The 22,984-nt window shown below is 39.5% G+C and carries 12 protein-coding genes, 1 tRNA gene and 1 riboswitch; of the genes, 6 read left to right on the top strand and 7 right to left on the bottom strand.

Features of this window, described 5'->3' with window-relative positions:
* Positions 1 to 10 precede the first annotated feature (10 nt).
* From D0T56_RS00890 to D0T56_RS00915, 6 genes are all read right to left on the bottom strand, one after another.
* A complete protein-coding gene (locus D0T56_RS00890) occupies positions 11 to 1,285 on the bottom strand; it encodes a DUF4861 domain-containing protein (RefSeq protein ID WP_163318258.1) in 1,275 nt (424 codons plus the stop codon).
* The gene (locus D0T56_RS00895; RefSeq protein WP_163318259.1) at positions 1,282 to 2,451 is read right to left on the bottom strand and encodes a glycoside hydrolase family 105 protein; all 1,170 of its coding nucleotides are present in this window, start codon (positions 2,449 to 2,451) and stop codon (positions 1,282 to 1,284) included. Before D0T56_RS00895 ends, D0T56_RS00890 begins: the two co-directional genes overlap by 4 nt.
* 149 nt (positions 2,452 to 2,600) lie before the next feature.
* Positions 2,601 to 6,650, bottom strand: a complete 4,050-nt coding sequence (locus D0T56_RS00900; protein ID WP_163318260.1) for a hypothetical protein — start codon at positions 6,648 to 6,650, stop codon at positions 2,601 to 2,603.
* A 78-nt stretch (positions 6,651 to 6,728) separates the two neighbouring features.
* Positions 6,729 to 7,730 carry an SUMF1/EgtB/PvdO family nonheme iron enzyme gene (locus D0T56_RS00905; RefSeq protein WP_163318261.1) on the bottom strand — a complete coding sequence of 334 codons (1,002 nt, stop codon included), beginning with the start codon at positions 7,728 to 7,730 and terminating at the stop codon, positions 6,729 to 6,731.
* 121 nt (positions 7,731 to 7,851) lie between these two features.
* Entirely contained in the window at positions 7,852 to 9,411 is a 1,560-nt protein-coding gene (locus D0T56_RS00910; RefSeq protein ID WP_163318262.1) for a RagB/SusD family nutrient uptake outer membrane protein, read from the bottom strand.
* Between the two features lie 13 nt (positions 9,412 to 9,424).
* Positions 9,425 to 12,613, bottom strand: coding sequence for a TonB-dependent receptor (locus D0T56_RS00915; RefSeq protein WP_163318263.1), 3,189 nt, complete (start codon positions 12,611 to 12,613; stop codon positions 9,425 to 9,427).
* 550 nt (positions 12,614 to 13,163) lie between these two features.
* Between D0T56_RS00915 and D0T56_RS00920 the strand changes: the two genes are divergently transcribed.
* Positions 13,164 to 15,215 carry an HD family phosphohydrolase gene (locus tag D0T56_RS00920; RefSeq protein WP_163318264.1) on the top strand — a complete coding sequence of 684 codons (2,052 nt, stop codon included), beginning with the start codon at positions 13,164 to 13,166 and terminating at the stop codon, positions 15,213 to 15,215.
* Positions 15,216 to 15,427: 212 nt separating this feature from the next.
* Here D0T56_RS00920 and ychF read toward each other — a convergent pair whose 3' ends face one another.
* Positions 15,428 to 16,531: a redox-regulated ATPase YchF gene (ychF, locus tag D0T56_RS00925; protein ID WP_163318265.1), complete on the bottom strand. Its 1,104-nt coding sequence runs from the start codon at positions 16,529 to 16,531 to the stop codon at positions 15,428 to 15,430.
* A gap of 300 nt (positions 16,532 to 16,831) precedes the next feature.
* Here ychF and D0T56_RS00930 point away from each other — a divergent pair, with 300 nt between their 5' ends.
* The 5 genes from D0T56_RS00930 to D0T56_RS00950 all read left to right on the top strand — a co-directional run bounded on the left by D0T56_RS00930 (position 16,832) and on the right by D0T56_RS00950 (position 22,776).
* On the top strand, positions 16,832 to 18,370 hold the full coding sequence (locus D0T56_RS00930) for a glycine--tRNA ligase (protein WP_163318266.1): 1,539 nt from the start codon (positions 16,832 to 16,834) through the stop codon (positions 18,368 to 18,370).
* Between the two features lie 75 nt (positions 18,371 to 18,445).
* Positions 18,446 to 19,486: a thiamine-phosphate kinase gene (thiL, locus tag D0T56_RS00935; RefSeq protein WP_163318267.1), complete on the top strand. Its 1,041-nt coding sequence runs from the start codon at positions 18,446 to 18,448 to the stop codon at positions 19,484 to 19,486.
* A 61-nt stretch (positions 19,487 to 19,547) separates the two neighbouring features.
* Positions 19,548 to 19,620, top strand: a tRNA-Phe gene (locus D0T56_RS00940).
* Between the two features lie 102 nt (positions 19,621 to 19,722).
* Positions 19,723 to 20,925 (top strand): site-specific integrase, encoded by a 1,203-nt coding sequence (locus tag D0T56_RS00945; protein ID WP_163318268.1) that lies wholly within the window; start codon positions 19,723 to 19,725, stop codon positions 20,923 to 20,925.
* A 70-nt stretch (positions 20,926 to 20,995) separates the two neighbouring features.
* A riboswitch (SAM-I-IV-variant riboswitch) is annotated at positions 20,996 to 21,102 on the top strand.
* Between the two features lie 258 nt (positions 21,103 to 21,360).
* On the top strand, positions 21,361 to 22,776 hold the full coding sequence (locus tag D0T56_RS00950) for a phage/plasmid primase, P4 family (RefSeq protein ID WP_163318269.1): 1,416 nt from the start codon (positions 21,361 to 21,363) through the stop codon (positions 22,774 to 22,776).
* Positions 22,777 to 22,984 lie beyond the last annotated feature (208 nt).

Below are 22,984 nucleotides of genomic sequence, written 5' to 3' on the forward strand. Positions count from 1 at the left end.
AGTAATCGATTTATTTTAGTACAGGAACGATTTTATTGCTCAATTCCTGTGCATATTTCCGTATCATATCCAGATAAAAATCCTTATCAGCAAACCTGTTGTCCGTCAATTCCCAGGCTGCGTAACAATTGAACCGGTATTCTCCTTTTGCATCGGGTTTCAGGTTGGCACACCAAGTTGTGGTGATTCCGTTCCCTGTTTTTGGAGCTTCAAAGGTGTTTACCCAATTGTCCTGATCAATCAACAGGCTCATGCCCATATACCAACCTTTGTCATAGGTTTGTTTGTCGTGAGTTGTCATCATCTGGTATTCACCCGTTTTTTCCTGAGTATAGGGCATATCATTAAAATTGTTTACAATGCCCGTCACCAGATTTGCACCTTCAGGTAAGGCTGATGTTGTGATCACATTTTCGTATCCGTATTTGCCTGCCCATATTGTCATTGTTTCATGAACATCTACTTTCCTCCCGTAAATATCCCAACCATAAAAGTCCAGTTTGAAAATACTTCGTACGGGACCATTAACGACAACCGTATAGCGAGTTGAATCTACATTGTCCGTAACTTCCTCTATCGGAACACCTAAGCGGATCAAACTATCGGGCGTTTGCAAGGCTATTCCGCCAAGGCCAACAGAACGTGCCCCGCTCATAATATCCCTTCCCCACCATTTCATTTCGTGATAAGTATCTCCCGGAGTACCGTCCTTCCTGATTCCGACCGAATCCATGACCATCAACGGGGTTCTTTTACCGAATACATCCCGAACGTTACGCCCGTCGATATAGTGACGGAATCCCATCTTGTCATTCTCCCATGCCGGGCCATCCGTTTGGTATGGATAACCTTCGCCACGGGCGAGATTGTATTTTCCATGTACATCTGTCGGAAGAATTTCGACCCTACCCGGCGATGTCATTTTTCCATAACGAACATTGGTGCGCTGCATAAATTGAGGATAGTCATTTGCATCAACCCATTCTATGTTCAAACTGGCTGTTTCGCCTGATTTTAAAGAATATACAAAAGCCAACTCGTCCCAATTTCCATCTCCGTCCAGATCGTCAACCTGACATGCAACCCACTGACCTTTATCATCTTTCAGGGCAGGAAGCATCGCTTGCTCAACATCCTTAAATTGTGACCGCTTAATTACGAAAGCCTCATCTATGCGTTCGCTTTTGCTGTTGTTAGAGATTACAATCTCCCTTTGAGCAAATGCCGGCATAATGCCACTGCATAAGCAGATGAAAGCTGACAGTATGACTGATATTTTTTTCATAATTCATTTGTTAATAGAGCATAAGCACACCAAAGCATAGGAGCCTGACCATGAATATCTCCCGTAAGGGGCAAACGATCCCTGTAATATTCGGTAGTGAAGCCGATATTTGTTCCCTCGCAAACATTCTTTATGTCTCCCTTTTCGTCAATAAATTTCACCAATGCCAACCAGCCTTTTCGTGCTACTTTTCCGTATTCTTTTTCGTCAAGCCAACCTTTTTTCACACCTACTATCATGGCATAGGTGAACATTGCACTGCCGGATGTCTCTTCCCACAAAGTAGGATCGTCTACCAATTGCTTCCACATGCCGTTTTCGTCCTGACAGTCTTTGAGGGTAGCCATCATTTTTTTGTACGCAGCCATTATTTCGGGACGTTGAGGATTATCTTCAGGAAGAATACGCAGCAACTCTGCCATTCCCACAGCCATCCAACCATTGCCCCTACCCCAACAGAAGTGAGCTTCGGGCGAATGATAGAACAAACCGTTATCCAGTTGAATAGAATCGAGATAGACAGTCATTTCCCGTGCAGCACGGTTCACGTACATAGTGTCTTTCGTAACTCTGTAAGCCTGAGCCTGCACAGCAGTTATCATAAACATATCGTCTAGCCAGATGCGTGTTTGCCACGAGTAACCCTTGTCGCTCCATTCTTTTTCGGAAACAGTAGCCGTATCGGACACTTGCCATTGAGTGTCGGCATACATCATTCCCAGCGATCGGTATTTTTCTTCTTTTGTTTTCATATAAAGCTCGAGAGGCAATGCACCAAAGACGTTATTATCAACGTGATTCGGAACAGGTTGCAAGTAGGCTTCTGTCGTGAACAACGGATCGAAACGGGCTTCAAGCCTTTTAAACAAGCTATCATTTTGAGTAGCTTTGGCAAACCAAAATCCGCCCAACCATGCACAAACATCGGGATAAGTTACCTGTGTACGAGGTTCGTTTATGCGCAACGGACTTCCATACTGGGAATGTCCTTGTTCCAGAAAACGGTCGGCCAATTTGTTGCCTATCACAACAGGATCGGCATATTCGGGAAAACTACTCAAGTCGTAGCTGTCTTTTTCCACACCGCCACCACAAGAAGCTAATGCTAAAGCCAATGCCGCTATTCCAATGTGCAGTTTGTTCCATTTATTCTTTTTCAGTTTCATATAATATTTTTAAAGAGTTAGTTATTTGAATTACCAATGTTTTTGTCATTCTGACCCATAGGGAAGAATCTGTTTATTTTCTAGATGCTTCGTTTCACTCAGCATGACAAACAAAACTTTCTATCTTTGCACCCTTTGCGTTTAAATATTCACTTCTTTTCGGGATAATATTTTTCGGGAACCATGACCGGATACACATAAGGAGGCATCCAAAATGCCGATTGCCGCTTAAATTTCAGTTCCGTATCAGGATACCAGTTTCGCCATGATGCAGGGTCGGTATTTTCAACAGGGCTTTTTATGCTTTCGCCGTTTCCATTGACAGCCGTAACCGCATATTCATATACAACCAGATTGCTTCTGTCCGCATTGCGGTTGTCAACACTGCCCGGCAAGGCGTAAGGCTTTTGCGTTCTCTGGGCATTACGGTCTGTGAACTGCCTGTCTTTTCCTTCGTAGATAAGCTGGAAGTCTTTGTCTTCCGTCTTCTTCCTGTAAAGGCGGTATTTTTGCGTTCCCAAAATTTCGCCCCAATTTAAGTGAACTCTATTTTGATCCGGTTTCAACCATAAACCTTCGGGATAATGAGGCAAATCACTTGTGAAATAAACGGGATATTCAGGTGCGAACGCAGCTTCTTTCTTTCCGTTTACCGAAACAGCTCTCACATGCACTTTCTCTACATTTTCTTTCTTCAAATAGAAAATTCCTTTCGATACATTACCCTTTGTTTTCCATGTCTTTCCGCCATCATAAGAAATTTCCATCCTTACCGATTCGCTAGGATTAGAAGTTTCCACAAAGATTTTCACTCTATCTTTTTCGTATTCTGTATCAGTAATGCGGCTTTCCATCGGCGTTGGCTTTTCTGTTGTATATTCCAAGAAATATTCACCTTCCGAAAATCTAGTCTCTATTACACCTTTATTGCTTTGAATTTTCAATTCCACCCCGTTTGCATACAATCTGCCGCCTGAAATCAATCCTTCAATTTTTAAAGAAACATGAGCATTTGTTTTCAATCTGCCTGATATTTCATTCACACTATTCCTTGACAAAGCTATTGCAGCTTCTTTTTCAGGTGTGAGCGCTACGGATAATCCATCGGCACTGATGCTTTCGCCTTTGAAGAGAGACATTTCGAGACGTCCATCCTGAAAGCGGCGAATCAAACCCGCTTTACCGTTGAAGGTTTCCGATTCTCCTTTGTAATGTATATTATTCCCATTTCGGAAAACGATATCCGAACTATTTGCAGTCTTTATTTTTGCTACGCCAGCAGGCAATGTATTTTCTTTATTCCGAATGAAATCGGCTACATCAGTGTTGTTGAGCAAAGGAATGGTTTGAAGTTTTCCACCCTCAACGTTTACTTCGTCTTTTTTGTGAGTTACCAATGTCAGCACAGAGCCAAAGTTGTCCCGATAAAAACCATGTGAATTAGGCGTTTGAACTGTCATCCAACTATCTTTTCGGGCGGGAGGCGAAAGGAACATGATTTTAGGAAATTCTTCCCCGTTCTTGTTGAACCATGAGAAACGCCCTGCAGCACGCCAATTCGTACCCACTTCGTCGAACAAGATGAAATAATCCGAACCTGCAAGCATCACGCTTCTTGAAACATAGTCAGGCCATACATATTTATCTTTTCCATTGTCGGACAATAATTCTGCAAACTGCGAAACTCCAAAATCGTAAAGAGGCGCTTTCAACTCATTCATTCCGATGGTACGATATTCACCGTTTTTCATGACGCCGAAGTTTGTCAGTCCATCCAGATTGTTAACTATATGATCTCCTGCAATTTCGCTTTCATGCGCAGTATATACTTTTCCTTTAGCATAGAAATACAATCCTCCGCTATTTCCTTCCGCTTGATTTCCCCAACGATAGTTAGGTCCTTTATCTACTTGTTCCAGATGAATGGACAATTCTTCGGGAGTATCTACCCCTGCACGCAGCACAATGCCATGTCCGGTATATTTTGTGGTTCTCAAATGCGGGTTCGTTCCTGTTGAATGGTTCGGGTGTACGGTTTTATATGCAGATTCCCAATCAGTATCAGTTGCCTTTTTCTCCACTTCTTCACCATCTTGCCCTGTCCAGAATATATTTTCAGAAAGAATAGGATCGTAGTTTTTCAGCCATTCGGCAGTCTGATACATAAGCAGATAACGAGGAACAAGATAGCCTCCACCATGCGCTCCGTGAGGAGGAAATCCTCTTCCTCTATCCTCAACAGGTGCAGTCAGCATATCACGCATCCATCGTCCGCGAGCCGCCATATAAGGAGAGGCAAAGCGATTTTTACCGTCGAACAATTCCCCTGCAATGTTGGAATGTGATGTAGGACGCAGAAAAGCCCAGTTATATATACCCATGCTCTCTACCCAGCGTCCGCCTTTGCTTTCGTAAAGGTTCACATCGGGACGGGTATAGAACAATCCGTTAATTTCCAATTGCTTCTCAAAATAATCTGCCCATTCCTTTGCCATCGGATGTTCGGGGAAAAGAAACGCTATCTGAGCAGGAACCGCCCAGCCGTCGGCAGCCATATTGGCAGTTCCGGCAAGCGAATGACGAATGGCATTCATTTCCTCCAACATGTTCACATAAGCACCAAGGATAAGCAATGCTTCGACCGACTGCCTTTGTTCCGAAGTCAAATCTTTATGAAAACGTAAATAATCTTCAACATAATTTACGTACAATATCCTGTGTTCGATAGAATGTATGCCCGGATAGAAATTCAATCCCATCGGATAATATGCCATTGCCGAAACAGACATTTGTTTCAGAAAATCGGTTTTATTTCCTGCCGATCTGGTTTTGAATGGATTTTCGGGTCTTTTTGATTTTTCACTATAAGTTAACTGCCAGTCTTTTATCTTGTCAAGACTTAAGGATGCATATTGCATCAACAACATTTGAGAATAACGATAATACAAATCTTTCGGATTGTGTTTGCCGCCACGATTGGCTAATGCCGCCAGTTTCGTATTGAACTCATTAACATTACCCCTACCCTCTTTTTCTTTAAAGAATGAAAGAGCAGTTGAACGGGTACCCGAAATCAAAGGATATGTGAAGTACAGTTTATCGTCCGTATATCTGAAATAAACTGAAAGCGCAGGCGTTGGCTGCCATATTCCATATTGTTTATCGTTCCATCGGTTATTATCATACACAAAAATTCCTAGCTCCCGTTGCTCCCCTGTTTCTTCCCAAAAAGACATCACAGGTGTTTGCTCACGCACCGAATTTCCTCCGAAAGGAGATATGCGGAAAATCATTTGTTTTTCGGGTTCTTCTATCCAACCCATCCCCGTCCAGCGAGGGTCTTCCTTACTGTAACTTGTGTAAACGGGTTTGTCTATATCCAACCAAACATCTTCACTTTCCAGATTCCTGTCCCACTGAGTGCCAAAACGTTTTGTAGGGATGAAGCCGTCCCATTCCATCTCCATTCTTACAGCGTCACTTTCCGACAGATTGTTCATCGTTTCATCAAGAATGACGAACGGATAATCTTTAACCAATTTCACATCGGCAACATATTCCGCACCACCCTCAAATTTGTAAATGATTGACTGTTCAATGAATAATGCGCCATGCTCTTTCGTTTCGGAAGTTACGGAAAGGACTTTCTTCTCGGGCGAAATGATCTTATTATTACCTATCCACGAAGTGCCCTGATTGATAGCCAAAACAGGTGCAGGGGCATCATTACCGGAAATGTTACCCGATTTAGGCAATCGAACTTGGATCTTGCTTCCCGATATTTCCCAATAAGATGAATTTTCAGAAACAGCTATTTTTTCGGATTGCAAGTTAGCATCTTTTTGCACAGATAATTCGTAACGATATTCTCCGTCTTTTGGCAATTTTGCAAGAAAGCTGATATCAGCAGAAACAAGGTTGTTTCCGCTTGTTTTCACTCTTGACAATTGAAATATTTCCTTTGCTCCTGTTGTTGTATTAACCAACACCAAATCTTTCTCTGTGATATTTCCTGCAAATTTCACAGGATAAGTCACCAATGTTGTTGGCCATGAATATGTTTCAACCTGAATAACATTCTTACACTCAAAGACAACTTTCGATGAGGGCGACAGTTCATAATTTGCAGCATTTGAGCAGACAAGCGATGCAAATATGAATGAAACAATAAAACAGGTTTTTATTATCTGATTTTTCATGTACAGGATAATTAAATTAGAAAACATAAACGCTAAGACGCTAAGATTTTTCGGGCAGACCAGAGGCCTACCCCTACATTAATTTGTTTTTGGATGCACCAAACGGAATCCGAGATAGTTGAAACGACCTGTGGTCACAAACGCACTGCGAGCCGATATGCGACAAGGGTCTGCAAAAGTGATCCAACCACCACCACGACATACTTTCTTCTGCAAAGCATCTTCGGGCAAAGATTCGGGTCCCGTAGGGTCTACCTGATCCGTCGTTTCATACGGAGCATACCAGTCTTGGCAAGCCTCGGCCATATTTCCGCTCATATCGTAAAGACCCAGTTCGTTAGGCTTTTTAGTTCCAACTTTTTCAGGACAACGTTTTGTTTGCGATTCTCCCTCCACCATCATTGTGCGAGAAGAATTATCCCAATAGTAACCTACTTCTTCAATGTCATTGCTTCCCGCATATTTCAATCCGGTTCTTTTGCGTCCTCCACGGGCAGCAAACTCCCATTGAGCCTCGGTAGGCAATGCAAACTCAAGTCCTGTTATTTCATTCAACTTAGCCACAAATGTTTCCATTTCGGAGAAAAGACGATTGTCGATAGGGATATTCAGGTTTCCGTCTTCTTTAAAGCTACCCTGATTTGTTCCACCCATCACTATAAGATACAACTCCTGGGTCACCTGAAATTTGCTGATATAATAATCGCTCAATGTCACTTTGTGGACATTTTGTTCGTATAGATGAACACCCGAACCTTGTTCGGCAGTAGCACCCATCAGGAAAGAACCGCCATCAACAAAAACCATGTCCGAGATGGCTTTCTCTATTATCTTTTTCCGTTCTGCCCGCAGAGCCGCCAATTCTGCCGGATCTTCAGGATCGCCCGTTACAACTCCCAGTTTTGTTACATCAATATTGGCCGCAACAAGCGGAGTTCCGTCCGAAACAGGTTCGCTGCTGAAATGAGAATCACCCGGTTCCACAGCTCCCTTGTATTTTCCATCGTTATCGTCGCTGTCGCACGATACAGCAAGAAACAACATGGTAAATGCCACTAATTTTATTATTGTTTTATTCATAATTGTCATTTATGTATTTGTTTTCGTATTGTCATCCTGAGTGAAACGAAGGATCTGCATTTTATAGATGCTTCGCTCAGTTCAGCATGACAAAGAACATAACTGTAAATTCATTAATCAACTAATAACCATCGTTTTGCCACATTATACTCTTATTGTTGTAACTCACAATCTCGGAATAAGGAATCGGCGCAAGCACATTATGAGGCTTCATCTTGTACATTGCCGTGCCTGTTGTTGCATCAAACCCTTCGTCAGGAATGGCAAAGTGTTTTTCCATCGCTTTTTGCGGATTGATTGACTTGTTGGCTTTTCCCCAACGAATCAGGTCGGGCCAGCGAAGACCTTCGAAGCAGAACTCGACAAAACGCTCACGGACAAGATATTCAAATACGGCTTCCTGATTTGGCAAATCGTCTTTTGTTAGTTCTGGTAATCCTCCGTGTTTTGTTCTCACCTCATTGATTATTGGCAATATCTTGGTTGTGATGTTTGCGCCATAATTGATTTCGTTCAATGCTTCGGCATACATCAATTTCACATCAGTATATCTTAATATGGGTAAGTTATTACTCCACATATCAATTGCTGCCGGCGGGTTCGCTGTGGCTTTCAGGAATTTCTTGCAGAAATAGGCTTCATAATCGGGATTTGAGTTTCCTAGCTTAAGACCGTTGACGATAGTCGCCGCCCGTCTTTTATCGTTTTCCTCGTAAACGCCATCGGCAGAAAGACTTTGTGACACCCTAACCGAGTTTGAAGCACCGGTGAAAGTGACTCCGTTCATCAAAGGCCCATCACTTCTGATATTCAATGACGATGGAATAAACCAAGAACTGAATTGCTGCGAAATACCCAAAGCCTGATTTGTACTATTACCACCCAGATATTGCACTTCCCATACTCGCTCTTTACTATTGTTTTTGGCATCGTCGAAACAATCTTCGTAGTTTTTTTCAACAACATAAAGCGTATTTTCTTTAGCTATCACTTCCGACAGATAAACTTCTGCCTGCTCGTAATTGTGTGTGTACATATACAGTCTGCCCAATACTCCCGCAGCAGCATATTTAGTAACACGCCCGATGTTTGAGGCATCCCAGTTTTCGGGTAATAATTCAAACGCATCTTTTAAGTCCGATTCTGCTTGCGCATAAGTAGCTTCCTGTGTTGAACGAGGTACTTTAAGCGTTTCTGCCAAAGACAATTCGGTTGTAATAATTGGCATACCACCCCAGCACCAAGCCAGTTGCAAGTATGTATAGCCACGTATTGCCAAAGCCTCGCCTTTTATGTTTTCTTTGTCTTTGCTGTTAGGAAATTCTACGGCATCAATACGATCCAGTATCTTGTTGCAACGATATATAATGTTCCACAAAGTAGTCCAAGAATCTTTCCAGACAGCTTCCGTCGATCCGTCTATGAAACGGTTTACATTTGCACTCTGGCGTGTTTCATCTCCACGATAAATAACGGCATTCATATAGCCTGTACTACCTTTTCCGAAAATATTTTGCAATTGGGCGTATACTCCCGTGATTGCCGTTTTAAAATCGGTAGGAGTTTTATAGAAATTCTTGTCCGTATATTCCGACGGTGGAGTAACATCCAGAAAACTGTCACACGCATACAATCCGAATAAACAGCAGAGAATTATGATTGATTTTTTTATTGTTTTCATCGTCTTTGATTGTTTAGAAGGTTAAGTTTAATCCAATTGTATATGTCCTTGTAAGCGGATAGGTTGAATAGTCAACCCCTCTGACTAACGGATTGTTGGGTTCGTAGCTGTTTACATCAGGATTGCCAACATAGTCGGTGAAAGTGCAAAGGTTTTCTATTGTGCCATAGACTTTCAGTTTGCGTATACCCAGTTTCTTCAATGCCGACTCGGGCAGCGTATAGCCTAAATAGATATTCTTTATCTTCAAATATGTGGCGTCATAAATACGTTGGTCGGTCACTGTATTTTCGTTTACGCCATTCGCTCCCAATCCGTAAGGCAGCGGAGTTTTTCCGTCCCAAGACATGTCAACACCCAGTTCGTGAGGTATAGGATCACCTCCCCTGTAAGTTTCTTTATAGCAATGCAACCAGTCTACAAGCGAGTTGTTGAAACGTCTTCCCGCATTAATATTCCGTGATGCGAGATAAAATACATCGCCACCCAACTGACCTTGCAGGAATATACTGAAATCGAAGTTTTTATAAGAAAAACGGTTTGTGAATCCGAATATCAAATCCGGTGTATTGTTTCCGTAAGGAACACGGTCGTTCTCATCAATTTTTCCATCTTCATTCTGGTCTACAAACTTCAGGTTTCCGGGTATTTGATTGTTCATAACAGGCACTAAAGGCTGATTTCTGTCATATTTTCCGTCAGGACCTACACCGAAGTCATTTTCTGTCAACAAACCATCGGTACGAAGAAGATAGAACTGGCTGATGGGGCCACCTACACGCGTGATGTAGTGAGAATACCATTTCTCGGTGATAAGGTTGTCGTTATCTCCCATATCCAAAACTTTATCCTTTGTCTTAGACAAGTTGAGGGTTGTAGACCAAGAAAAGTTCTTTGTATCAATATTTTTTGTTGTCAGGTCAATTTCCCATCCTCTGTTTTCAACAGCAGCAGTATTTGTCCGCATGGTTGTGAAACCTGTTGTTGCAGGAACTGACAGATTGAAAAGCAAGTCTTCTGTTTTGTTGATATAATAGTCGAAATTGAATTGCACTCTGTTCTTGAACAAAGACAGGTCGAAACCTAAGTTAGTAGCTTTAGTTGTCTCCCACTTCAAATCGGGGTTTGCCAGATTTTTAGGATACATCCCAACTTGAGCGGTATTTCCATACACTGCGTTGGTTACATCAAATGTCGAAAGATAATCGTTATATCCTATCTGGTCGTTCCCCGACATACCCCACGAAGCTCTCAGTTTCAATAAGTTTATTTGCTTAATATTCTTCATGAAGTTTTCTTCGTTGATTTTCCAACCACCGGAGAATGACGGGAAGAATGCCCATCTGTTTCCTGAACCAAACCTTGATGATCCATCGTACCTGAAAGAAGCTGTAAACAAATATTTACCGGCATAGTCGTAAGACAAACGGCCGAAGAAAGAGGACGTGCGAACAGTATACCGAATGGTAGAAGCATTGGTGGGGATAGTACCCATATTTAATGTTGGCACACTTTCTAAAGGAAAACCGGAGGCAGCTACATTGGCTCGATATCTTTTAATCTCGTCGGCACTTTGCCCTAGCATCAGGTTGACATTATGATTTTTCAAGAATGTGTTGTCGTAAGTCAAAACATTTTGAATCCCCCAGTTATCATAAGTTTCCGAATAACCGCTACCTGACGATATCTGTCCGCCTGTGGCATTAGGCGCAACCACGTTTTCAGGAACGAAATATTCGTAAGTCGTTGATCTTGAATTATAGTTCAGGATAGACTTGAACACCAATTGAGGAATAAACTTATACTCTCCCCAAACAGAAGTATTGAAACGGTTCACATCCATATCGTCCGTCACCGACTTCAGCCTTTCGTATGGGTTTACGTTGTTCGGATAGGCAGGGTCAAAACCCAGCTCAACAGTACCTTTATCCATCGACATCAGAGGCGGATATTGAAGTGCGGTCAAGATAACTTTGTCTTTACCTTCCGACTCGCCCCGTTGCTGTTTTGAGAAAGATGGAGCAAAGCTACCTCCGAATTTCAGTTTGTCCGTAACATTCAATGTTGCATTCAAGCGAAAATTGATACGTTGAAAACCTGTATTCTTAACAATACCATCCGTACTCAAATATCCCCCCGAAAGGTTTATACTTCCCATTTTACCGGTGCTGGCAATCGAAAGCTGATAGTTCTGCATCGGAGCAGTGCGCAATATGGCATCCACCCAATCGGTTTGAGGAACATCCGGATTTAGTCTCCAGTCGGGTGTGTCCGATTGTGGGTTCAACAACCAAGCCTCCGGTATGCGGTCGCCTTCGGGACGTAGTTTATTCGGTATCGACATCGAGTTTGTTCCACCCTTATTCAGGTACTGTGCATTAATCATCCATATATTATAAGCAAACCATTCTCTTGGACTCATCACTTCCGGCAGGCGGTCAGCTTGCTGAAAACCGTACGATGCGTCGAATGTTACAGTAGTAACACCCTCTTTTGCCCGTTTTGTTTCAATCAATACAACACCGTTAGACCCACGAGCTCCATATATTGATGTGGAGGCGGCATCTTTAAGTATCTGGATAGAAGCAACATCACTTGGGTTGACATCGTTCATCGACTCAGTGATGACACCGTCAATCACATACAAAGGCGTAGAGCTGCTGTTCAGAGAATTGTTTCCCCTTATCGTAATTTGCATATCTTCGCCGGGAAGCCCACTCGATGTTTGAGCCTGAATACCCGCAAGTTGCCCGCTGAACAACTGGCTCAGGTTAGTTACAGGACGTCCTTCAATAGCCTCCGAAGTAATATTAGATGTAGCTATTGTAAGATTAGATTTCTTTACCGAACCATAACCGATAACAACCAGCTCATCAAGAGTTTTAGAGTCTTCCTGCAAGGTCATATCTATCTGTGTGTTGTTTTTCACATCCACTTCCTGTTGGCTATAACCTAAATAAGACACTACAAGTTTGTCTTTAGGCGATGCCTTAATGGAGTATTTTCCGTCAAAGTCGGTTACAGTTCCGGTTTTCGAATCTTTCACACGCACCGTTGCACCGATAACAGGCTCGCCGTTGTTGTCTATTATTGTCCCGGTTATTGTTTTTTGCTGTAGAGAAGCATCTTCATTTGTTTGGGCGGATATCCCTATACAAATGAATAATAGAAATACTTTACAAAATATTCTAATCGAATTCATGTTTTTAATAGGTATTTGTGGTTAACTATCGAAAGAACAATCCTGTGATATTCTTTCATTTTGTATAAATATGGAATACTGAAGTTTCAAAGGTATTGTGTCATCATAAGGCAATTTGGTTTTAATAAGATGAAAAAGATATAACAATTACAGATAAATGAATTTAGTTCGAAATTCTCATTTCCCGGATATCTTTTATTATAAAATGATATTTTTTATGTTAATCCGTGATATATTATAAGAATCGTCTTCAAAACAAAAGTAGTTTCAAAGGCAGTTTTCATGATGGAAAATCGTATCAAATGGGTGGAAAATCGTATCATTAACACGAAAAACACAACGAAATAGTCCCGGCTTCTATTAAAACACAATAATCGGCAGAGTTACCCTAATAATCCTGAAATAATAATTTCTCATTTGTAACTTATAACTATATTTGTGAAACCGTCTATATTTTTACGTCAAAAAACTAAATGTTTTTCACCGGAATAAAAATCAGGGCATAAACTTTTCCTTTGGCTGAAAGGTTATGTATTATAAATATGGTTTTATGAAGAAATTTAATATAAAGAAAGGCTTAAATATCCCACCACTTGTTTTTTTTGTGTTGGCAATACTTTTAATCTTAAAATTTGCCCCGCACGAAAGTGAATTCAATTATTCATTTGTAGAGAATAAACCCTGGAGATATGGCTTGTTACAAGCCACTTTCGATTTTCCCATCAGTAAGTCGGACGATCAGATAAAAAAGGAAAGAGACAGCGTTACCGCAGCATTTCAGCCATATTACCAGTACAACCAGTCGATTGCACCGGCCTCGATAAAGCATTTTCAAGAAGATGCCCACACACACGAAATTCCGGACGAATACGTGAATTATGTGGTAAAAAAGCTGAAAGAAATATACAAAACGGGAATCATATCCATTGAAGAATACGACCGCATAACAGATACCAACGGGCAAAAGCATTTTAAACTGAGAGACGAGAACGAAAATATAGCGAAGGTTCAATCATTGACTGACATCTATACATCCAAGCAAGCGTATCAGAAAATACTGAAAGATATGCCCGCCGTCATGAACCCATTCGAATTGCGTTCTTTAGATTTCAACAACTACCTCTCCGGCAATATTATCTATGATGCCGAAATGTCTCAGAAAGTAATGGAAGATGCTTTGCAGCAAATATCGTTGGTGCAGGGAATGGTTCAATCGGGGCAGAAAATCATCGACAGGGGCGAGATTGTGGACAGCAGAACATACAGCATCCTGAAATCGTTGGAGAAAGCCAGTGGCGAACGCTCGCTGAGTGAGTCGTCGCAGCTCTGGCTGACCATTGGGCAAGTGATTATGGTTTCGATATTCATGTTCTCATTTATGCTCTACTTGTACTTCTTTCGACCTCGTGAATACGCCAACAAGAAGAATCTCATATTTATGTTGTTAACCATAACAACTTTTTGTGTGCTGACCGGAATCGCCGCCGACTACAAATCGGTAAGTGTCTATGTCATTCCTTTTGCCATTCCGACCATACTGATACGTACTTTCATCGACTCGCGCACAGCGATGATGTCGCACATCGTGACGATTCTCATCTGCTCGCTGATGGTTGATTTCCCTGTCGAGTTTATCCTATTGCAATTCCCGATAGGCTTCATCTGTATTTTCGGATTGAAGGATTTGTCGGAACGTTCGCAGTTGATTCGTTGTTCTTTCCTCATACTATTAGGATATATAATAGTATACGTAGGCTTTGTTTTGTGGCAAGACAGGGATATTCAGGTATTGCTGAAAAACGGAAAGATGTTTATCTATTTTGGCATCAACTTCATTTTCGTTATGTTCTCTTACCTGTTGGTATATATGTGCGAAAAGGTTTTTGGCTTCATCTCGGGTGTGAGCATGGTGGAACTGTCGAATATCAACAAACCTCTTTTGCTGAAACTATCGGAAACTGCTCCCGGAACATTTCAACACTCGATGCAGGTGGCTAATCTGGCAGCAGCAGCAGCGGTGAAAATAGGTGCGAATGCTTCGTTGGCCAGAACAGGAGCATTGTATCATGACGTGGGCAAAATGAAAAACCCGGAATATTTCACTGAAAATCAAAGTCCGGGACAAAGTCCGCATAAAAACCTGTCTTATCTGGAAAGTGCCAGAATTATAATAGGTCATGTGGAAGAAGGCGAGAAAATTGCCAAATCATACAATCTGCCTCAGCAAATTATAGACTTTATACTTACTCATCATGGCAAGGGTAAAGCACGTTTCTTTTACAACTCATATAAAAATGAACATCCGGACGAGGAAATAGACGAATCGGCATTCACTTATCCCGGTCCTAATCCATTCAGCAAGGAAACAGCCATACTGATGATGGCCGACACGGTGGAAGCGGCGTCCAGAAGCCTGCCCGAATATTCGGAAGAGTCAATATCCTCATTGGTGAACAAGCTGATAGACTTTCAGTTGCAAGAGGGATTATTAAAAAACACCCCACTGACATTTAAGGATATAGAAAAAATCAAAGGAGTATTTATTGAAAAACTGATAACAATCTATCATACACGGATATCTTATCCCGAATTGAATAAATAAACAACAAGGGTGGCGAAATAAAACTTCACCACCCTCTTGCTATAATATTAAAAACTTGCAGCAGAAGTCATCTAGACTTTTTCGTTTTATTCAATTTTGTCATCCTGAGAGTATCGAAGGATCTGTTTTTTAGATGTTTCACTACGTTCAACATGACAAAAACTCAAAAATTAAGTATAATTTAAAAAGTCTAGATGACTTCGTAGATTGGTTTATACGTTAAACCTGAAGTGCATTATATCTCCATCCTGAACCACATATTCTTTGCCTTCCACATTCATTTTTCCGGCTTCTTTCACTGCGGCTTCTGAGCCATAGGTGATGAAATCGTCAAATTTTATAACCTCGGCACGGATAAATCCTTTTTCAAAATCGGTATGGATAACGCCTGCACATTGTGGAGCTTTCCATCCTGCCGTAAAAGTCCATGCCCGCACTTCCTGCACTCCGGCGGTGAAATATGTTAGCAATCCCAGAATATTGTATGCTGCCTTAATAAGACGAGCAACTCCCGATTCTTCCAAGCCGATTTCGGAAAGAAACATTTGACGCTCTTCATACGTTTCAAACTCGGCTATCTCGGATTCTATTTTAGCCGCAACAATCAAGATGTCGGCATCTTCATCCTTGATGGCTTCACGAACCTGATCTACATATTTGTTTCCGGAAACTGCGCTAGCCTCATCTACATTACAAACATACAATACAGGTTTGTAGGTGAGCAGGTACAATTCTCTTGCTATTTTTTCGTCTTCCTTGTTATCGAATTTTACGGTACGAGCCGATTTTCCTTGCTCAAGGGCATCCTTAAACTGAACCAGGATATCGTAGGCTCGTTTGGCATCCTTGTCACCACCTGTTTTTGCTTGTTTTTCAACTTTTTGAATACGGGATGTAACCGTTTCCAAGTCTTTCAACTGCAATTCGATATCAATGATTTCCTTGTCACGAACAGGGTCTACACTGCCATCGACATGTGTAATATTATCATCATCAAAACAGCGCAGCACATGCAATATCGCATCTGTCTCGCGAATGTTTCCCAAAAACTTGTTACCTAGTCCTTCGCCTTTGCTGGCACCTTTCACCAGTCCGGCTATATCTACAATTTCTACTGTGGTAGGGAGTATGCGGTTTGGCTTCACCAATTCAGCCAATTTGTTCAACCGTTCGTCCGGAACAGTAATCACACCTACATTGGGTTCGATAGTGCAGAATGGAAAATTTGCAGATTGTGCTTTTGCGTTCGATAAGCAATTGAAAAGAGTCGATTTACCAACATTCGGAAGCCCGACTATGCCACATTGTAATGCCATTATTTCGTTTATTTATTTTTTGAGCATGCAAAGGTAATGAAAATTTATAGAAATGAATTGAAATAACACTTTACTCCATATAATATCTGTTCATTTGGGCATTTAAATGTAATTAAATTACTTATCAGGCGGATAATAAGATAGAAAAAACAAAAAAATATGTTTACTTTGCAAGCTAAATTATTTTTTCATACTAAAATAAGGTCACAGACCTGTTTATTGCTTTGGTAAATAAAATACCCTTAGCAAGTTACAACTTAGAAATATATCGTTAAATTCTTCAATTACTTATATTAATTTATGGCACAAGAGGACGTTTTTAAGAAGATTGTATCGCATTGTAAAGAATACGGATTTGTTTTTCAATCGAGTGAAATATATGATGGTTTGAGCGCAGTCTACGATTATGGGCAGATGGGCGTTGAACTGAAAAATAATATAAAAAAATATTGGTGGGATAGCATGGTGCTGCTCAACGATAATGTTGTGGGGATAGACTCTGCCATCTTTATGCATCCAACCATCTGGAAAGCCTCAGGCCACGTTGATGCTTTCAACGATCCTCTGATTGATAATAAAGATAGCAAGAAGCGTTATCGTGCCGATGTATTGATTGAAGATTATCTGGCAAAGATTGACGAGAAAATAGACAAGGAAGTAGAAAAGGCTGCTAAAAGGTTTGGTGACAGCTTTGATGAAGCAATGTTCCGCGAAACTAACCCTCGTGTTCTCGAAAACAAAGCGAAACGTGACGAGGTTCATACCCGTTTTGCCAAGGCTTTGAACGACAGCAATCTGGAAGAATTACGCAATATTATTGTCGATTGTGAAATTGTGGACCCGATCAGCGGAACTCGCAACTGGACAGAAGTACGCCAGTTCAACCTGATGTTTGCAACAGAAATGGGGTCTACTGCCGACGGGGCAATGAAAGTATATCTACGTCCCGAAACAGCTCAGGGTATTTTCGTAAACTTCCTGAATGTACAGAAAACAGGACGGATGAAAATCCCTTTTGGCATTGCGCAAATAGGTAAGGCTTTCCGTAACGAGATTGTTGCCCGTCAATTTATTTTCCGCATGCGTGAATTTGAGCAAATGGAGATGCAGTTCTTTGTTCGTCCGGGCGAAGAGTTGGAATGGTTTGCAAAATGGAAAGATGTGCGCATGAAATGGCATAAGGCTTTAGGATTCGGCGACAAAAAATACCGTTTTCACGACCATGACAAACTGGCTCATTATGCTAATGCGGCAACAGATATCGAGTTTGAAATGCCATTCGGATTTAAAGAGGTTGAGGGTATTCACTCCCGCACCGATTTCGATTTGGGAAGCCACGAGCAATATTCAGGAAAAAAACTACAATATTTCGATCCGGAATTGAATAAATCATATACTCCTTATGTGATCGAAACCTCGATAGGTGTAGACCGCATGTTTTTGTCAACCGTATCGGCAGCATACACAGAGGAAACTCTTGAAAATGGAGAAACTCGTGTTGTACTGAAACTTCCTGCACCATTGGCACCAATCAAATTAGGAGTATTCCCTCTTGTGAAAAAAGATGGTTTACCCGAAAAAGCGCGTGAGGTGATAGACAGTTTGAAGTTCGATTTTAAATGTCAGTATGATGAAAAAGACAGTATCGGAAAACGCTATCGTCGTAGCGATGCCATCGGAACGCCATATTGCGTGACTGTGGATCATCAGACTTTGGAAGATAACACCGTAACGATCCGTTACCGCGACACAATGGAACAGGAACGTGTTGCTATTGATAAACTGGCAGAGATAATAGGAGATAAAGTAAGCATGAAAGGCTTATTGAAAAGCCTGTAAATAATAAAATAATTTGAGCCATTAAGTCTCCGGTTTATTTTCGAGGGCTTAATGGTTTGTTTTTTTATAGAAAAGATGAAAAGAACAGAAATAGCAGAATTGGGTGAGTTTGGATTGATCGAACATCTAACAAAAAATATAAAATTAGTCAATTCCAGCTCCGAAAAAGGTGTTGGAGACGATGCTGCCGTGATGTCGTATCCCGACAAGAAAGTATTGATGACAACCGATCTGTTGCTGGAGGGAATACATTTCGATTTGATGTATGTTCCGATGAAGCATTTAGGATATAAGTCGGCAGTCGTGAATTTTTCCGACATCTATGCAATGAACGGCCAACCTAAGCAAATAACCGTATCGCTAGGCATTTCTAAACGTTTCTCGGTGGAAGATCTTGACGAGTTTTATGAGGGATTGTCTCTTGCCTGCCAGCATTATGGCGTAGACATCGTTGGGGGAGACACATCTTCTTCTTTAACCGGATTAACGATCAGTATTACATGTATAGGCGAGGCCGAAGATGACAGAATTGCATATAGAAACGGAGCCAAGAACACTGATTTGATTTGTGTGACAGGCGACCTTGGTGCTGCTTACATGGGACTTCAACTTTTAGAAAGGGAAAAGGCTGTTTTCAAAGGTGAAGCGGACTTTGCTCCTGATTTTTCAGGGAAAGAGTACCTATTGGAGAGACAACTGAAGCCGGAAGCCAGAAAAGATATTATTGAGTTATTTGAGTCAAATGGTATAGTTCCAACTTCTATGATCGATATTTCAGACGGATTGTCTTCGGAAGCGATGCATATATGCAAGCAAAGTGGTGTCGGATGTCGTATATTTGAAGAGCGCATTCCGATTGATTACCAAACGGCTGTTATGGCAGAACAGTTTAACATGAATGTGACCACTGTTGCATTGAATGGCGGAGAGGATTACGAATTATTATTTACAATTCCTCTTTACATGCATGAAAAAATATCCGAATTGAAGGATAAAGGTATCCATGTAATTGGTCATGTGACGGATATATCGTTGGGTATGTGTCTACAAACGCGAGATAACACAGAAATAGAATTGAAAGCCCAAGGTTGGAATACATTGAATTCAAAAAAATAATTGATTTTTTATTTGGAGTTTATAAAATATGTCCTATCTTTGCACACGCAAATAAGGCAATGGTGCCATAGCTCAGTTGGTAGAGCAAAGGACTGAAAATCCTTGTGTCCCCGGTTCGATTCCTGGTGGCACCACTGAAAATCAGACAGTTACAAATTAGTAGCTGTCTTTTTTTATGTGAAAATCGGCAGTTTTAACGATGAAAGTTAAACCAAGAGTTAAACCGAAAAACCGTTATGAACACTACTGTTAATGCCGTTTTGTTTAAGTCTAAGACTCTTTCAAATGGAGCACATCCTTTAATGATAAGGATATGTCAAAACAACAAGAAAAAGTACAAAAGTTTAGGTATCTCAATTCATGCTCAATATTGGGATTTTGAAAAGAATAAACCTAAAAGAAATTGTCCGAATAAGGAACAGATTATCAATCTTATAAATGACAAAATAAAAGAATATTCGGAACAAATTATAGAGTTCAAGTCTATCAATAAAGAATTTACGGTTACTACACTTGTTGAAAAAGTCAATCACATTACTGTTTTCAAGACAGTACACCAACTATTTGAAACACATATCCAGAAATTAAAGGAAGAAAGAAGAACAGGATACGCATTGTCTTTTAATCAACTCTTCAATTCATTATTGGAATATAACGGACATTTAGATATATCATTCTCTGATATTGATGTATTATGGCTTAAGCATTATGAATCTTGGTTAAGGTTGTCAAAGGGAATCACCGACAACACAATCGCAATACGTATGCGGACACTAAGAGCCTTATATAATGTTGCTATAAACGAAAAGTTTGTCAAAGCAGAACATTATCCATTCAAAACATATAGAGTCTCAAAACTCGCACAGGAGACTCTTAAACGTTCTATTAATAAATCCGACATAGGAGCTATCATCAATTATAAAACTAATCATGAATATACTATATTCTCTATAGACCTTTTTCTATTTTCTTATTTGTCAGGAGGAATCAACTTTGTTGATTTAGCTAACCTAAAACCAAATAATATAATCAACAATCAGTTAGTATATACACGAAAGAAAACGAAGAAGTTAATTAAGATACCTTTGCAGCCTAAAGCCTTAGAATTAATAACAAAGTATAGAAATTCAGATAATCCTTACTTGTTTCCAATATTTTCTACTTTTCATAAGTCAGATCAACAAAAAGCAAATAGAGTTCATAAAGTTATTACTAAAGTAAATAAATATCTTAAGGAAGTCGGTAAAGAATTAAATATACCTATTACTCTTACTACTTATGTTGCTCGACATTCTTATGCTACGGTATTAAAGCGGTCAGGGGTTGCCACCTCCATAATTAGCGAGTCGCTTGGACATAGTTCCGAGAAAGTGACACAAATCTATCTTGACAGTTTTGAAAATAGCCAAATAGACGAAGCAATGAAGAATTTGTTATAGATTATTTTGTTAACAATTTTTAACGATGGTATTTTTTGCTTTATTCTGCGTTTTTTTGTAAATTTATGTAATAATTCATCTATAGAGTTGTGTCTGAAAAGATACACACCAACCGAGCCGAGAAAGCCACGGTGGTCCAATGATGAGGTTAACAAATTAACAAAATATTTCTCATGGGAAACAGTAAAAATTCAATCAGCAAAATAATATTTTCATCTGTATACAACAGAGAGAATATTGTTATTTTCTTTTATATAAGAAGCTTAATATTACATCATATATTAGCTAATCCTCCACCTTAATATTTCTTGATTTAGATAGAATTATTCTGTCTATTACACTCTATTTTCTAAGATGTTAGGAGAATAGATTTTATTAATTCTGTCAGGAGAAATTTCTCTTGATCAGAGGAATATATAACTAAAACATAAGTTTATGAATATAAATAATTTAAACAACATGACCGAACAGACTTTAAATCTGTGTAGGTCAAATGATCTCTTAAAATACAATAATATTTTAGAGCAAATAATAAACCAATCTTATGCAATAAATTTCAGAGAAATAGCAAATTTAAAAGGTTCAGAAAAAACAACATCTAAAATTTATGAAGTTGTTACAATCAATGAATTACTTAAACATGTTAGGTCTTTGAATTCAGATTTTGCTACATCAGAGAAACAGATATATAGTTACAATGGTGCTTATTGGGAAATTCTTGATCGTGATGTTTTCAAAATATTTTTAGGGGATTTCGCATTACAGATTGGGGTTCCTCCAGTTGATGCCATGCATTATCGATTTAAAGATAAACTTTTAGAACAATTCTCATCCTCTACGATAAAATCGAATCAGAAATCAAATAATGAGACAACAATAAATCTTAAAAATGGGACATTCTATATTAATGAAAAAAGTTACGGTCTTCGAGATTTTGATAAAACTGATTTTTTAAAATATCAATTACAATTTGAATATAATCCAGAAGCAGAATGCCCTATATTTCAAAAATACCTAAATGAGGTATTACCAGACAAAGATTTACAAAACGTATTAGCTGAATATGTGGGATATGTATTTGCTAAACATCTCAAATATGAGGCTGTTGCGATATTGTTGGGGTCAGGAGCTAATGGTAAAAGTGTATTTTTTGATGTTTTGAATGCATTATTAGGTAAAGAAAATATTTCAAATTATTCTTTACGAGAATTAGCAGAACATAAAAGTTACCAACGTGGAGAGTTAGAAAATGTACTGCTTAACTATAGTAGTGAGATGGATACATCTTTCGATTTTCAGACATTTAAACAATTGGTAAGCGGAGAGGAAGTCGGTGTTAGAGGGATATATAGAGACCCTAAGATTATGAGAGATTATGGTCGTTTAATGTTCAATACTAATACTCTTCCTTCTCATATTGAACAAACAGATGCAATCTATAGAAGGTTATTGCCTATTCCTTTCAACACAACTATACCAAAGGAGAAACAGGACAAAGATTTAGCAAAAAAAATTATTAAACATGAGCTTTCTGGAGTATTTAATTGGGCATTAGATGGTATGAAGAGATTATTAGATCAAGATGGTTTTACAGAATCAAAAATAATTGAAGATGAAATTCAAGAATTTAAAAAAGATTCAAATCCTGTAGCAATATTCATTGAAGAGAAAAATTATAGACCAAGTATCAGTAAAACTAAATTGTTAAAAACTTTATTTGATGAATATCAGGTTTATTGCAAAACTAATGGATATATATCATTATCATCAATTAAATTTCATAAAATGCTCAAAAGTCTGGGATATAAATCGAAAAGAATAATTGATGGAAATATAATATATATAGAGTAATCTATGTAAAGAATGTAAAGAATGTAAAGATTTTAAAACTTAAAAATAAATATCTAATATATATTTAATAATATTTTTTTTAAAATCAACATTGTATACATAATCTACATTTATATTATTTTTAATTTATTATATAGGTCAGGGGATGTTGCGGTAGCAACAGACTCTGACTTTCTATTGTTTTAAGATATCAACTTCCCTTGACTCG

It is taken from the genome of Dysgonomonas sp. 520 (genome assembly GCF_010501095.1).
Taxonomy (GTDB): Bacteria; Bacteroidota; Bacteroidia; order Bacteroidales; family Dysgonomonadaceae; genus QVMP01.